The following is a 14,854-nucleotide window of genomic DNA, read 5'->3' on the forward strand; positions in this document are numbered from 1 at the left end:
ATAAGGACGAATAAGGTAGGCTCCTTTAGGACCTGTCGTATTGCTAGCGATTTAAACGACGATGAAGTCCGAGGCGCTGAGCGTCACCGTGCCCAGGAGCTTCGCAAAGCGTATAGCCGCCCCGGGGCCGGTTCCGTCCGGGTCGTAGGAGAGCAATTGCTCTTCCGGATCGAAGATGATCCTGGTCCCGGTAGTCTCCGCGGACGCTCCTTTGACGAAAGCTTGCTCCTGCAGGAGGCCTTTTGCGAGGGTGCTGAAGATGGCCGACGATAGGACGATCCTGTCCTGCTCCACATCTTCAAACCATGTCGATTTCGGGTTCTGGTTGAAGTCCGTGATCTGGTCGATGTCGTCGATGCCGTTGAACGGGGCATCGAAAACGAAGTGGTCGCTGTCGCGGCCTCCTGTCAGGGTGTCGCTTCCCACGCCTCCGTAAAGAGTGTCGTCGTCATATCCTCCTTTCAGGACGTCGTTACCCAAGTCTCCGTAGAGGACGTCATCGCTCGACCCGCCGTTCAGGACGTCGCTGCCGGCGCCGCCCTGCAGAATGTCGTCGCCATAGCCACCGCTCAAGGTGTCGCTGCCGGCTTCACCGAACAGATTGTCATCGTCGTCGCCGCCGCTCAGGAAATCATTGCCATCGCCCCCGTGGAGCATGTCGTCGCCGTCGAAGCCGTAGATCCTGTCGTCACCCGCTTCTCCCTTGATGACATCCTTAACCGAGACGCCCTGGATGACGTCCGCTTTGCTCTTGCCGATCTGGGTGAGGGTCTGCGTCGTCTTGCTCCAGCTCCACTTCGCGACCTGTTTTCCGTCTTTTGAGGGGCTGCCGTAGAGTGCGCGGATGGCCTGGATATCCAGAGGGCCGAGGCCGGGCGGCTGCATATTGATGTCGCCCCCCGTGTAGCTCATCACGGTGTACTTCACGTCGTCGAGCTCGGACTTCAGCAGCTGCTTGTTGTGGTCCATCCTGTGGAAAGGGTGCTTGAGGCCGAGCGCGTGGCCGATCTCATGGAGCATGACATACAGCCTGAAGCCCTTATATGTTCCGAGTTCGGAACGGTAACGCTCGTTCAGGTAGATGTTCCCGCCATCGTAGTCCCGGGCGAGACCTTCTTCGTCGACAGTCTCAAGCTCCGGGAACTCGGCCCACCCGGAATGGTCCCAATATCCCCATTTCCACTGGAACTTCAATTCGGCTTCCTGGCCCTTGACCTCAATGAAGCGAATGCCTGAGGCATCGCCCCACATCTTCAGGGCCTTTCGCGCCAAGGCTTTGTCCGCTCCCCCGAACTTCGTCGCTCCCCACCGCGGGCCGTTGAACGTATAGGTCAGGAAAACAGGTGTCTTGTTGACCTTGAGGCTGGACAGGCCATTCCAGCTCTGGCCCGAGAGAATGGCTTTGTAGTCCGGCATATGGGGTAGGCCCTGCAGCATACTGATTGAACGATTCTATAAACTTTATTACGTTGCAATCAAAAGCTGCAAGGCTATTTTCCCTCATGCGTCGAGGGCTTGTGCGGCTTTCAACACCTCTTCCGCATGGCCTGGTACCTTCACCTTGTTCCAGACCTGGGCGACATTGCCATCCCGGTCGATCAGCACCGTGGTCCGCTCGACGCCCATGTATTTGCGGCCATACATGCTCTTCTCGACCCAGACGCCGTAGGCCTCCAGCATGGCCTTGGCCTCATCCGACGCTAGGGAGAAGTCGAGGCCGTACTTGGCGCGGAACTTGTCGTGGCTCTTCAGCGGGTCCGGTGAAACGCCCACGATTTCCGTATCGGCGGCGGCGAAATCCGCCTTGAGGGCCTGGAAGTCCTTTGCCTCCATGGTGCAGCCGCTGGTGTCGTCCTTGGGGTAGAAATACAGCACGACCTTGCGGCCCTTCAGGGTGTCGAGGCTGATCTCCCGACCATCTGTCGCAGGCAGGGAGAAGGCTGGAGCTTTGGTTCCGATGGTAAGAGACATGAATCGCCTTTCTTTTGGCGGAATGTACTGTTTGGAAACCTCTGGTGTGCACGACTGACGGGAACGGTCGCGGGAGGCATCTGAGGCGGTTAAGGTCTCTTCTCTGATTCCCTGATAAGCGCCCAGGCGCAAGAACCGGATTGTTCAACGTCACAAGAATGAAGCGTCCATTTCGCACCACGTTGTCCCGGCGAGACCCGGTCAAACGGAGCCTATTCAAGCGCGTTCTTCGTGGCACTCTTTATGTGAAGCTTGGCCTCGTCGTCTTCCTGGCGGCCGCGTTCGGCCTGTTTTACCTGCGTCTCTCCGCGGCTCCCATGAGCTTCGGGCGCCTGCCCGAGCGGGTTGCCGAAGCCCTCGCGGCCCGGATTGGGCCGGGCTGGGACGTGACGCTCCGAAACACCGCCATCGAGCTCCATGAGGGCTCTCCCGCCCTGCGCGCCAACGGCCTGGATATCCGGGGGCCGGGCGGCGATCTCGTCCTGAGGGCGCCCTACGCGATCTTCAGCGTCAACCTCACGTCCCTCCTGACCGGCAACCTTCAGCCCAAGGCCATCTCGGTCCGCGACCTGCAATTGCGGGTGCTCGTGAACCGGGACGGTTCCCTCGCTTTCTCGCCCGTCCAGTCCGCCGACGGGGAGACGGGCGCTTCGGCTCCGCCGGTTGCGCCGGAGCCCTCCAAGGAAGCCGCGGCATCCATGGCGCGCGATGCCAATGGGCCTTCGCCCGTCTCGGGCGTCGTCGGATCGCTGCTCGAACTCATGGTGGGCCCTGGGAGCGTTCTCAACGCGCTCGGACAGGCCGAACTGACCAATGCGCGCCTTGTCTTCGTCGATGCGGATGGCCGGGAACGGGCCAGGTTCCAGCGTGTCGACGCGGCCTTCGACTGGACCGACAAGGGCGGACGGCACTTCGCCGCGACGGTCGAAGGGGACCAGGGCCCCTGGGAGCTCAACGGCGACGCCGTCGTGGAGGGCGACGGGGCCTACCGGGCCGGCGTGGTTGCCCGCGAAGTGCCGATCAAGGACATCCTCCTGCTTGCGGGAGCATCCGAACTGCCGGCCAGCACCGATATCGAGTTCTCCGGTCGCTTCGACATCGCCTATGCGGCGGGACGCATCACGGAGCTGAAGACGCGGCTCGAGAGCAATGCCGGCACGTTCCAGATCGAGGACAAGGACACGTCGCTGTTCCCGATAGAGCACGCCACGATCCAGGCGCAGTGGAACGAGGCCGAGAAGGCTCTTGAACTCCAGAAACTCGACCTGAAGGGTGGCGATACGAAGCTCCAGCTCCAGGGGCGTCTGGCCACGCACAGTGCCGACAAGCCGTGGCATCTGTCGCTCAGCGGCCGCGACCTCCAGTGGTCCGGTGCGACGGCCAGGGATCGCCCGCTTCAGGTGAGCGAGTTCGCAGCCGACCTGTCCGGCTCCGACGGCGTCACGATCAACAGCCTCACCCTCAAAGGGCCCGAGCTGTCGGCCCGCATTTCCGGTCTCCTGGGGGCTTCCGCCGACCCGAAGGGCCTTCACCTGGACGTGCACGCCGATAAGACGAACATCCGTTCCGCCCTGCGCATCTGGCCCGAGGCGGTCGCTCCTCCGGTCCGGAGGTTCCTCGTGTCCAACCTGAAGGCGGGCATGCTCGATGCCATTGATCTCAAGGTAGCCATGAGTGGCGCGGATATCGCCAAGGCTCTTTCGGGCGGACCTACCCCACCCGAGTCCCTGAAGATCGACTTCGCCATCTCCGACGGCACACTCCAGGTCACGGACGGCCTGCCGCCGATCTCCGGCATGAATGTGGTCGGACGCGTGACCGGCAAGCAGGTCGGGGTGCGAGCCTCCACGGGACTGGTCCAGATGCCGGAGGGGCGCTCGCTTATGGCCTCCGACGGTGCTTTCATCCTGGACAATTATTGGGACGACAAAGCCGTGGCCCGCATCGACTTCCGCCTCGGCGGGGGAGCCGATGGACTGGGCGCGCTGCTGCTGGAGCCGCTCATCAGGGAAATCGCGGGCTTCAACATCGATCCCGCAACCATGAAAGGCAAGACGGATCTGCGGGTTGGCATCGGGCTCCCTGTCGGCGACATCCCGCCCTTCGCCGACCTGCCGCTGAAAGTCAGCGGAACGGTCAGTGATTTCGCCGTCGATAAGTTCTTCGGCAAGGATCGCCTGGAAGGCGCCAATCTGACGATCGCCTATGACAAGGGCGAGCTTGCCGTCAAAGGCGACGGCAAGCTCGCCGGAAGCCAGGCGGCCATCGACCTTCAGAAGAATCGGCAGGGTGGCCAAGCCAGCGTCGCTTTCTCCCTCGACGAGGCGGCCCGCAGCCGGAGAGGGCTCTCCTTCGGCTCCCAGCTCACCGGAACGATCGGCCTGAAGGCAAGCCTGCCCCTCGGCGCTTCCGCCCCGCCGCACATCCTCGTCGAGGCGGATCTCGCCAAGGCCGGGATTGATCAGCTGATCCCCGGTTGGGTGAAGCCAGCCGGACGGCCGGGAAAGCTGGCCTTCACCATGGTGGAAGGACCGACCAACGAAATCCGCGACCTGCTCCTCGAGAGCGGCGCGGTGCAGTTGAAGGGCAATGCGGTGCTCACGAACGAGGGGGGGCTGGAGAAGGCCGAACTCTCGACCTTCAAGCTCTCGCCCGGCGACGACATGCGCGCCCAGGTCGAGCGCGCCAACAACGTCTACAAGGTCGCGATCCGCGGCAATGTGGGCGATGCTCGCCCCTTCGTGAAGGGCGGCGCTACCGGCTCCGCCGCGTCAGGCCGGAATGCGGCCGCTCAGAAGGACGGCAAGGATTTCGACCTCGACCTCAACCTGAACATCCTCACCGGCTACAACGAGGAGGCGATCACCAATGCGGTGATCAAGGCCTCCGTGCGCAAGGACAACCTACGCCAGCTCGACATGAAGGGGCGGCTCGGTGCGACGGACGTCATCGGGCGCACCATGCCGGATGCCGGCAATCAGGTGGTGATCCTTCAAGCTGAAGATGCGGGTGCTCTGCTGCGCTTCACCGATGTCTACCGGCGCATGTCCGGCGGCGATCTCATTCTCCAGCTCGCCACGGGCGACGGCCCGCAGGCCGGCCACGTGATCCTGCGCTCGTTCGCCCTGGTCAACGAGCCGGCCCTTCGCAGGATCATCCCGACCCAGACCCAGATCGTCGCCGGGCAGGATCGGGCGGGCAATCCGCAGTCTGTCCGCGTGGACGTGAACGAGGTCCAGTTCACCAAGGCCCGTTTCGAATTCACCCGCAATGCCGGCCGGCTCGATTTCAAGGACGCTGCGATCTGGGGCAACCAGATCGGGTTCACGCTCGGGGGCTTCATCGATTATGCCCGCGACCGGCTCGATATCGCCGGAACCTTCGTGCCCGCCTATGGCCTCAACAACGTGTTCGCTCAGGTGCCGCTCTTCGGGCCGCTTCTGGGTGGTGGGCAGTACGAGGGATTGTTTGCGGTCAATTTCCGCCTGAACGGGCAGGCGAGTTCGCCCTCCCTGACGGTCAATCCGCTCTCGGCCGTCGCTCCCGGATTCCTGCGCAAACTCTTCGGCGTGTCGGCGGAACCGCAGACGGGATCGCTGCCGAGCGTGCCGGAGCGCTGAGGGCGTCGGAGGGGCATTCCGAGGCGCCGCGTGCGAACCCGGACCCTAGCGCATCAGGCGTGAATTCCACCCCACATTCGATGCGATAAGTTTTTGTTGTGTCGCATCTTTTCACGCAAAACCGGTTCCCACTTTTGCGTTCGATGCTTTAGTGCCGCGACAGAGACAAGAAAGGCGCTGCGATGATTGCAGCGCCTTTTCCTTTGCCCGAGGACAGGGTCTTCATGGCTTCGGCGTGATCCCAATCACTCAGACGGCGCGAAGGAGGACGTGCTTCTTCTTGCCGAAGGACAGCTTGATCACGCCTTCGCTCGTCAGGTCGGACAGGCTCAGAGTGGCGCGCTCGTCCGAAACCGTCTCGTCGTTCACCTTCAGGCCGCCGCTCTTCACCTGCCGGCGCGCTTCGCTCGACGAGGGCACGAGCTTCGCATAGTCCGGACCGAAAGCCGTCAGAACGCCGAGGCCTTCCTGCAGGATGCCGGACCGCACTTCGACGGTCGGCAAACTCTCGGCCAGCGCACCCTGCTCGAAGGTCTTCTGGGCTGTTTCGGCTGCGAGCAGCGCGGCCTCGCGGCCATGGAGGAGGGCCGTGGCTTCCGTTGCGAGAACCTTCTTCGCCTCGTTGATCTCCGCGCCTTGGAGGGCGGAGAGCTTGGCGATCTCGTCCATCGGCAGGATGGTGAAGAGCTTCAGGAAGCGGCCGACATCCGCATCCTCGGTGTTGCGCCAGAACTGCCAGTAATCGTAGGGGCTCAGCATGTCGGCATTGAGCCAGACCGCCCCGGAGGCCGTCTTGCCCATCTTGGCGCCGGAAGCCGTCGTCAGGAGCGGGCAGGTGACCGCGTAGAGCTGCGGCGTGCCGAGGCGGCGGCCGAGATCGATGCCGTTGACGATATTGCCCCACTGGTCCGAGCCGCCCATCTGCAGCACGCAGCCGTAGCGCTTATTCAGCTCCACGAAGTCGTAGGCCTGGAGGATCATGTAGTTGAATTCCAGGAACGACAGCTCGTGCTCCCGGTCGAGGCGCAGCTTCACGCTGTCGAAGGACAGCATGCGGTTGACCGAGAAATGCCGGCCCACATCGCGCAGGAATTCGATGTAGTTGAGCTTGGTCAGCCACTCGGCATTATCGACCATCATCGCGTCGGCTTTGCCGTCGCCGAAGGAGATGAAGCGCGAGAAGACGGTCCGGATGCTCTCCTTGTTGTCCTCGATCTGCTCGACCGTCAGGAGCTTGCGGCTCTCGTCCTTGCCCGAGGGGTCGCCGACCCGCGTCGTGCCGCCGCCCATGAGCGTGATCGGCCTGCCGGCGCCCGTCTTCTGGAGCCAGTGCAGCATCATGATGGAGAGCAGGTGGCCCACATGGAGCGACGGGCCGGTGCAGTCGTACCCGACATACGTCGTCAGCCGGTTCTCGAGGGCAGCCGTGTCCACCCCGTCGAAATCTGAGGTCTGGTGGATGAAGCCCCGCTCGGTGAGGACTTTGAGGAATTCGGATCGGGGCGCGTTCATCGCGGCTCTCGTGTCTGGTCGGTCGTCTCAAGGGGGGCGGAAACACTATGCGGACCCTCCCGCATAGTGTTTCTCAGGACTCTTATTCCGTTATCTCTGCCGGGGCGGAGGTCGCTCCGAGCCGCTTGTCGAGGTACTCGTCGACGGAGACCATCAACTCGTCGACCTTGCCGTCGAAGAAGTGGTTGGCGCCGTCGATCACTGCGTGCTCGAGCTTGACGCCCTTTTGGGTCTTCACCTTCTCGATGACGCTGACCACGTCCCTGACCGGAGCGACCCGATCCTCGGAGCCGTGTACGAACAGGCCGGAGGATGGGCAGGGGGCGAGGAACGAGAAATCGTAGCGGTTCGCCATGGCGGCGATGGAGATGAAGCCCTCGATTTCCGGACGGCGCATGAGCAGCTGCATGCCGATCCAGGCGCCGAAGGACACGCCGGCGATCCAGCAGGCGCGGGCGTCCGGGTTCATGGCCTGGGCCCAGTCGAGGGCCGCGGCCGCATCGGAGAGCTCGCCCTGGCCGTGGTCGAAGGCGCCCTGGCTGCGGCCGACGCCGCGGAAGTTGAAACGCAGGACCGAGAAGCCGCGCTTCACGAAGTCATAATAAAGGTTATAGACGATCTGGTTGTTCATCGTCCCGCCGAATTGCGGGTGCGGGTGCAGGATGATGGCGATGGGGGCGCCCTTTTCCTTGGCAGGCTGGTAGCGTCCCTCGATGCGACCGGCAGGACCCGTGAAGATGACTTCAGGCATATACGCGAACCTCTTGATCACCTCTCCATGGAGAGGGAAAACCCTGACACGACCTTGACTTCAGGTCGCGGATTCTCATAAAAGAACCCTTAGAATAATTCTAAAGTGTTCCATTGTTTCATTGATCCGCGCGACGACGGCTCTCGGGAGAAACACGGAACAGATGTGGTTGCGGTGCTTTAGCACGGCAACCAGGGTCGATTGCAAGAAATTCGTGAGGCCTCTGGGCAGCTATGACGTTCAGCCCGCGCACCTATCTCGACCATAACGCGACCTCGCCCCTGCGGCCGGAGGTTGCCCGGACGGTGCTGCGCGTGCTCGAGCTTCCCGGCAATTCCTCCTCGGTCCATGCGGAGGGCCGCGCCGCGCGGGCGGAAATCGAGAAGGCGCGCGATAAGGTGGCACGCCTCGTCGGCGCCAGGGCGAAGAACGTCGTCTTCACGAGCGGCGGGACCGAAGCGGCCAATCTCGTCCTGACGCCGGGCTTCCGGCGCCTGGGGCAGCCTGGGGCGACAAGCCTTCTTGTGGGTGCCGCAGAGCACCCTTGCGTTCTGAACGGCCACCGCTTTCCTGCCGATGCTGCTCGCATCGTTCCTGTCGATCGCGACGGAATCCTTGATCTCGCCTGGCTCAAGGCCCAACTGGAAGAGGCTGGCGACGGGCGGATCCTGGTTTCGGTCCAGCTTGCGAACAATGAGACCGGCGTGTTGCAGCCGGTGGCCGAGGCGGCCCGGCTGGTTCATGAGCATGGCGGCCTGATCCATACCGATGCGGTCCAGGCGGCAGGCAAGATCCCGGTCGATATCGTCGCGCTGGGTGTCGATGCGATGACGCTGTCCGCACACAAGATCGGCGGCCCGAAAGGAAGCGGAGCACTGATTCTGGCCTCGGATCAGTTCGAGATCGGCGACAAGCTGATCCGGGGCGGCGGGCAGGAGAAGGGTTTCAGGGCCGGGACCGAGAACGTGGCGGCCATCGCGGGCTTCGGCGAGGCGGCCGAGCTGGCGCTGGCGCGGCTCGACGAGGAAGCCGAGCGGCTTCGGGGCCTGCGCGTCGAAGCCGAGGCGCAGGTTCGCCGCATCGCTCCGGATGCACTTGTTGTGGCTTCCGGTGCGGAAAGGTTGCCTAACACCTTCGCCTTTGCCATACCCGGCCTCAAGGCCGAGACGGCATTGATCGCTTTCGATCTGGCAGGCGTAGCCCTGTCCTCCGGTTCGGCATGCTCGTCCGGAAAGGTCAAGCGATCGCATGTGCTCGACGCCATGGGCGTGGAGCCGACCCTCGCCGAGGGTGTTTTGCGTGTGAGTTTGGGGTGGTCGACCACGAAAGAGGACGTGATCCGCTTTGCGGAGGCGTGCGAAAGGGTGGTCGGCACCTTATATAAGCGGAAGGCGAGCGCGGCCTGATTGAGCGGGTCGCGTTCCTTCAGTCATCAACCCGCGGCCCTTGAAGCCGTGAGCGGTGGGAGAGACAGATGCCTGCAGTGCAGGAAACGATCGATCAGGTCCGTCTGATCGACGTCGATCAGTACAAGTACGGCTTCGAGACCGAAGTCGAGATGGAGAAGTCGCCCAAGGGCCTCTCCGAGGACGTGATCCGCTTCATCTCGGCCAAGAAGGGCGAGCCGGAATGGATGCTCCAGTGGCGTCTCGATGCCTATAAGCGCTGGCTCACGATGAAGGAGCCCGACTGGGCGCGCGTGTCGTACGACAAGATCGACTACAACGACATCTACTATTATGCGGCGCCGAAGAAGAACCCGGCACCGAAATCCCTCGACGAGGTGGATCCGGAGATTCTCAAGACCTACGAGAAGCTCGGAATTCCGCTCCGCGAGCAGGAAATCCTCGCCGGCGTCGAGCCGGAGCGCCGGGTCGCCGTCGACGCGGTGTTCGATTCCGTCTCGGTCGCTACAACCTTCAAGGAAGAGCTCGCCAAGGCCGGCGTGATCTTCATGCCGATCTCGGAGGCCATCCGGGAATATCCAGATCTCGTGCGCCAGTACCTCGGCTCGGTCGTTCCGGTGACGGACAACTTCTTCGCTACCCTGAACTCGGCCGTGTTCACCGACGGTTCGTTCGTCTACATCCCGCCGGGCGTCCGCTGCCCGATGGAGCTGTCGACCTATTTCCGCATCAACGAGAAGAATACCGGCCAGTTCGAGCGCACCCTGATCATCGCCGACAAGGGCTCCTACGTCTCCTACCTCGAGGGCTGCACGGCGCCCAAGCGTGACGAGAACCAGCTTCACGCCGCCGTGGTCGAGCTGATCGCCCTCGACGATGCGGAGATCAAGTACTCCACGGTCCAGAACTGGTACCCTGGCGATGCCGAGGGCCGGGGCGGAATCTACAACTTCGTGACCAAGCGCGGCGATTGCCGGGGCAGAAACTCGGTTATCACCTGGACGCAGGTGGAGACGGGTTCGGCGATCACCTGGAAGTACCCGTCCTGCATCCTGCGCGGCGATAATTCCCGCGGCGAGTTCTACTCGATTGCCGTGTCGAACGGCATGCAGCAGGTCGATTCCGGCACCAAGATGATCCATCTGGGCAAGAACACCACGAGCCGGATCATCTCGAAGGGCATCGCGGCGGGCAGGTCCGAGAACACCTATCGCGGCCTTGTCTCGGCTCACCGCAAGGCGACCGGCGCGCGCAACTTCACGAACTGCGACTCGCTTCTCATCGGCAATCAGTGCGGCGCGCACACGGTGCCCTACATCGAGTCGAAGAACGCCACCGCCGTGTTCGAGCACGAGGCGACGACGTCCAAGATCTCCGAAGATCAGATGTTCTACTGCCAGCAGCGCGGCCTCTCGGAAGAGGAGGCGACGGCGCTCATCGTGAACGGCTTCGTGAAGGACGTGCTGCAGCAGCTCCCCATGGAGTTCGCCGTCGAGGCGCAGAAGCTGATCTCGATCTCGCTCGAAGGATCGGTCGGGTAATCGAAGCCAAGGGTGTCATCCCGGCCAAGCGAAACGCGAGCCGGGATCGTCCCAACCAGTTCAATTCGGATAGCGATTCCGGGTCTCGCTACGCTCACCCGGGATGACGCGGATGGAAACTTAAAATGCTCGAAATCAAGAATCTCGTCGTCCAGATCGAGGACAAGCGCATTCTCAACGGTCTCAACCTCACCGTGAACAAGGGTGAAGTGGCGGCCATCATGGGCCCGAACGGCTCCGGCAAGTCGACGCTCTCCTACGTGATCGCCGGCAAGGAGGACTACGAGGTCCTCGACGGCGAGATCCTGCTCGATGGCCAGAACCTCCTGGAGATGGAGCCGGACCAGCGCGCCGCCGCCGGCGTGTTCCTGGCCTTCCAGTACCCGCTGGAGATCCCGGGCGTCGCCTCGATGACCTTCCTGAAGGCCACCCTCAATGCCCAGCGCAAGGCGCGCGGGCAGGAGGAGCTGACCACGCCGGACTTCATCAAGCGCGTGAACGCCGCCGCCCAGCAGCTCGAAATCCCGAAGGACATGCTCAAGCGCGCCCTCAATGTCGGCTTCTCCGGCGGCGAGAAGAAGCGCATGGAGATCCTGCAGATGGCGCTGCTCCAGCCGTCCTTCTGCATCCTGGACGAGACCGATTCCGGTCTCGACATTGACGCGCTCCGCATAGTGTCCGAGGGCGTGAACGCCCTGCGCTCGCCCGACCGCGCCTTCCTGGTCATCACCCACTACCAGCGCCTCCTGAACCACATCGTGCCGGATACTGTGCACGTGATGCATGCGGGCCGCATCGTGAAGACGGGCGGCAAGGAGCTGGCGCTTGAGCTCGAGGCCAACGGCTATGCCGATTACCGGGAAAGCGAGGCCGCCTGAGATGGCTGACGTGACCCTCATGAAGACGCCGGCGGAAACCGCGCTGGTGCAGGCTTTCGAGAGCGCGAAGACGGCGTTGCCGGGCAACGGCGAGTCGCGCGCCCAGGCCTTTGAGCAGTTCAACGCGCGCGGTCTCCCGCACCGCCGCGTCGAGGAGTTCAAGTACACCGACCTGCGTGCTCTTCTGCGCGAGGTCGCGCCCTTCGCCGCTGCTCCTTCTGCCGACGAGGCCAAGGCCGCGCTCGCGGGCGCCAAGGCTCTGGCAGGCGTCGAGGCGCTTCAGGTGCCTTTCGTGAATGGCCATTTCATGCGTGAGGCGGTGGATTTCCATGCGCTTCCCGAGAACCTGGAGATCGTGCCGCTGGCGGAAGCTCTGGCGAACGGCCATGAATGGCTGTCCCGGCTGAGCCCGGTGCCGTGGGCGAACGACAACCCGGTCTACCAGCTCAACACGTCCTTCATGGCCGACGGCGTCATGATCCGCGTCGCCGGCCCCGTCGAGACGCCCGTGCACCTGCGCTTCGTGACGGCGGCGAGTTCCGCAATCGCCACGGCGACCCGTGTGCTTGTGGTCGTGGAGGAGGGCGCATCCGTGACCCTGCTCGAGACGCACGAGAGCACCGACGGCGCCAACCACCAGCCGAACGACGTGGTGGAGATGATCGCCGGAGACCGCACTAACGTGCAGCACGTGCGCGTCAACGCCGAGGGTGACAAGGCGCTCGCCCTGTCGACTCTCGCGGCCAAGATCGGCGGCGAGGCCGTGTTCAACAGCATCAACGTGACGGCCGGTGCCGCGACCTCGCGCCATCAGGTCTTCGCCCTCCTCAACGGCGAGAACACCCACCTGCGCGTCAACGGCGCGACGATGCTCAAGGGCTCGCAGCACGGCGACTCGACGCTCGTGGTCGAGCACGGCGCTCCCCATTGCGAGAGCCGCGAGCTGTTCAAGACGGTCATCGACAACGAGGCGACCGGCGTCTTCCAGGGCAAGATCATCGTTCCGCATCACGCCCAGAAGACCGACGGCCGGATGATGTCGGCCGCGCTCCTCCTGGAGGAGGGCGGCTCCATGAACAACAAGCCAGAGCTCGAAATCTTCGCCGACGACGTGCAATGCGCCCACGGCGCGACCTGCGGCCAGCTCGACGAGGATCTCCTGTTCTACCTCATGGCCCGCGGCCTGCCGAAGAAGGAGGCCGAAAGCCTCCTGGTCCAGGCCTTCCTGGGCGAGGCGCTCGAATTCGTGGAGAACGACGCCGCCCGCGAGGCGCTCGTCGGCACGGTCGAGAGCTGGCTGAAGGCGCGCTCCTGATTTTCCCTCCCCCTTGCGGGGAGGGTGGCTGGAGTGAGCGCAAGCGAACGGAAGTCGGGTGGGGGTGGTGCAGAATGGGACACCTCAGGTTGCCTTCTGCGCCACCCCCACCCCTTACCCCTCCCCGCAAGGGGGAGGGGAACGAGGCAACCATGAACGCTCCTGTGAAGCCCTATGACGTCGAAGCGATCCGGGCGGAGTTTCCGATCCTGGCAAGCCAAGTCTATGGCAAGCCGCTCGTCTATCTCGACAACGCCGCCTCGGCCCAGAAACCCAAGGCCGTGATCGACGCCATGGTGAACACCATGGAGACGGGCTATTCCAACGTTCACCGCGGCCTGCACTACATGGCGAACGTGGCGACCGAGGGCTTCGAGCGCGCGCGCGAAACCGTGCGGGCGTTCCTCAACGCCGGGTCCATCGACGAGATCGTGTTCACCAAGTCGGCGACGGAAGCCTACAACCTGGTGGCGGATTCCTTCGGGCGCATGAATATCGGCGAGGGCGACGAGATCATCCTTTCCATCATGGAGCACCATTCCAACATCGTGCCGTGGCATTTCCTGCGCGAGCGGAAGGGCGCGGTGATCAAATGGGCTCCGGTGGATGACGAAGGCAACTTCCTCATCGAGGAATTCGAGAAGCTCATCTCGCCGCGCACCAAGATCGTCGCGATCACGCATATGTCGAACGTGCTCGGCACCGTGACACCCGCCAAGGAGATCATCCGCATCGCCCACGCTCATGGGGTCCCGGTTCTGATCGATGGCGCCCAGGGCGCGGTGCACCTTCAGGTGGACGTGCGCGACCTCGATGCGGATTTCTACGTCTTCACCGGCCACAAGGTCTATGGGCCCACCGGCATCGGCGTGCTCTACGGCAAGCGCGAATGGCTCGCGAAGATGCCACCTTACTCGGGCGGCGGCGAGATGATCCGCGAGGTGAAGCAGGACGCGATCACCTACAACGACCCGCCGCACCGGTTCGAGGCGGGTACGCCCCCGATCATCGAGGCCATCGGCCTCGATGCGGCCCTGCGATTCATGATGGAGCTCGGGCGGGAGAACATCCAGGCCCACGAGGCTGCCCTTTCGGCCTATGCCCACGAGCGCCTGGGCGCCATGAACTCGATCCGGATCATCGGCCGCGCCAAGGGCAAGGGCGCCATTCTGTCCTTCGAGATGCAGAACGCCCATGCCCACGACGTCGCGACCATCATCGACCGGCAGGGCGTCGCCGTCCGGGCCGGCACCCATTGCGCCATGCCGCTGCTGGAACGGTTCGGCGCGACCTCGACCTGCCGCGCCTCATTTGGCCTCTACAACACCATGCAAGAAGTCGATAAGCTGGCCGAAGCCCTCCAGAAGGCGGAAGCCCTGTTTGCTTGAGGATTGATCTGTGAACGATATGACCCCGACCCAGGATGGGCCCAACGCGCCGCAGGTGTCGCCGGGTTCGACGATTCCGCCGGAAGAGCTCGACCGTATGACGGACGACATCATCGCAGCGCTCAAGACCGTCTACGATCCGGAAATCCCGTCCGACATCTATGAACTCGGCCTGATCTACCGGGTCGATATCGACGACGACCGCAACGTCGTCATCGACATGACCCTGACCGCGCCGGGCTGCCCGGTCGCCGGCGAGATGCCAGGCTGGGTGGAAAACGCCGTCGCGTCGGTGCAGGGCGTCCAGAGCGTCAAGGTGAACATGGTCTTCGATCCGCCGTGGGATCAGAGCCGCATGTCCGACGAGGCCCGCGTCGCGCTCGACATGTGGTAAGCTGAGGCTTCAAATTTCTCTTTTGTGTCATGGCTGGGCTTGTCCCGGCCATGATCGTTTTAAAATGCTTCATAATGT

At 63.4% G+C, this 14,854-nt stretch carries 11 protein-coding genes; 7 read left to right on the forward strand and 4 right to left on the reverse strand.

Features of this window, described 5'->3' with window-relative positions; genetic code table 11:
* Nucleotides 1-51 precede the first annotated feature (51 nt).
* Both OC446_RS10210 and OC446_RS10215 read right to left on the reverse strand, forming a co-directional pair.
* Nucleotides 52-1,416 (reverse strand): matrixin family metalloprotease, encoded by a 1,365-nt coding sequence (locus tag OC446_RS10210; RefSeq protein ID WP_262028920.1) that lies wholly within the window; start codon nt 1,414-1,416, stop codon nt 52-54.
* Between the two features lie 84 nt (nt 1,417-1,500).
* Nucleotides 1,501-1,971: a peroxiredoxin gene (locus tag OC446_RS10215; RefSeq protein WP_262028921.1), complete on the reverse strand. Its 471-nt coding sequence runs from the start codon at nt 1,969-1,971 to the stop codon at nt 1,501-1,503.
* 158 nt (nt 1,972-2,129) lie between these two features.
* On the opposite strand from OC446_RS10215, the gene OC446_RS10220 reads away from it, so the two are divergent.
* Nucleotides 2,130-5,591, forward strand: a complete 3,462-nt coding sequence (locus OC446_RS10220; protein WP_262028922.1) for a DUF3971 domain-containing protein — start codon at nt 2,130-2,132, stop codon at nt 5,589-5,591.
* Between the two features lie 249 nt (nt 5,592-5,840).
* Here the strand turns inward: OC446_RS10220 and tyrS are convergent, their stop codons facing one another.
* Complete coding sequence (gene tyrS / locus OC446_RS10225) at nt 5,841-7,103, reverse strand: tyrosine--tRNA ligase (RefSeq protein WP_262028923.1); 1,263 nt, start codon at nt 7,101-7,103, stop codon at nt 5,841-5,843.
* An 82-nt stretch (nt 7,104-7,185) separates the two neighbouring features.
* Entirely contained in the window at nt 7,186-7,854 is a 669-nt protein-coding gene (locus tag OC446_RS10230) for an alpha/beta hydrolase (RefSeq protein ID WP_262028924.1), read from the reverse strand.
* A 233-nt stretch (nt 7,855-8,087) separates the two neighbouring features.
* On the opposite strand from OC446_RS10230, the gene OC446_RS10235 reads away from it, so the two are divergent.
* From OC446_RS10235 to OC446_RS10260, 6 genes are all read left to right on the forward strand, one after another.
* A complete protein-coding gene (locus OC446_RS10235; protein WP_262028925.1) occupies nt 8,088-9,260 on the forward strand; it encodes a cysteine desulfurase family protein in 1,173 nt (390 codons plus the stop codon).
* A 68-nt stretch (nt 9,261-9,328) separates the two neighbouring features.
* Entirely contained in the window at nt 9,329-10,801 is a 1,473-nt protein-coding gene (gene sufB, locus OC446_RS10240) for a Fe-S cluster assembly protein SufB (RefSeq protein WP_262028926.1), read from the forward strand.
* 125 nt (nt 10,802-10,926) lie between these two features.
* Nucleotides 10,927-11,679 carry a Fe-S cluster assembly ATPase SufC gene (sufC, locus tag OC446_RS10245; protein WP_262028927.1) on the forward strand — a complete coding sequence of 251 codons (753 nt, stop codon included), beginning with the start codon at nt 10,927-10,929 and terminating at the stop codon, nt 11,677-11,679.
* 1 nt (nt 11,680) lies between these two features.
* Complete coding sequence (gene sufD / locus OC446_RS10250) at nt 11,681-12,994, forward strand: Fe-S cluster assembly protein SufD (RefSeq protein WP_262028928.1); 1,314 nt, start codon at nt 11,681-11,683, stop codon at nt 12,992-12,994.
* Between the two features lie 152 nt (nt 12,995-13,146).
* Nucleotides 13,147-14,382 (forward strand): cysteine desulfurase, encoded by a 1,236-nt coding sequence (locus OC446_RS10255; RefSeq protein WP_262028929.1) that lies wholly within the window; start codon nt 13,147-13,149, stop codon nt 14,380-14,382.
* A gap of 19 nt (nt 14,383-14,401) precedes the next feature.
* Nucleotides 14,402-14,776, forward strand: coding sequence for an SUF system Fe-S cluster assembly protein (locus OC446_RS10260; protein WP_262028967.1), 375 nt, complete (start codon nt 14,402-14,404; stop codon nt 14,774-14,776).
* Nucleotides 14,777-14,854: the final 78 nt, after the last annotated feature.

It is taken from the genome of Microvirga sp. Mcv34 (assembly GCF_024519725.1).
In the GTDB taxonomy this organism is placed as follows: domain Bacteria; phylum Pseudomonadota; class Alphaproteobacteria; order Rhizobiales; family Beijerinckiaceae; genus Microvirga.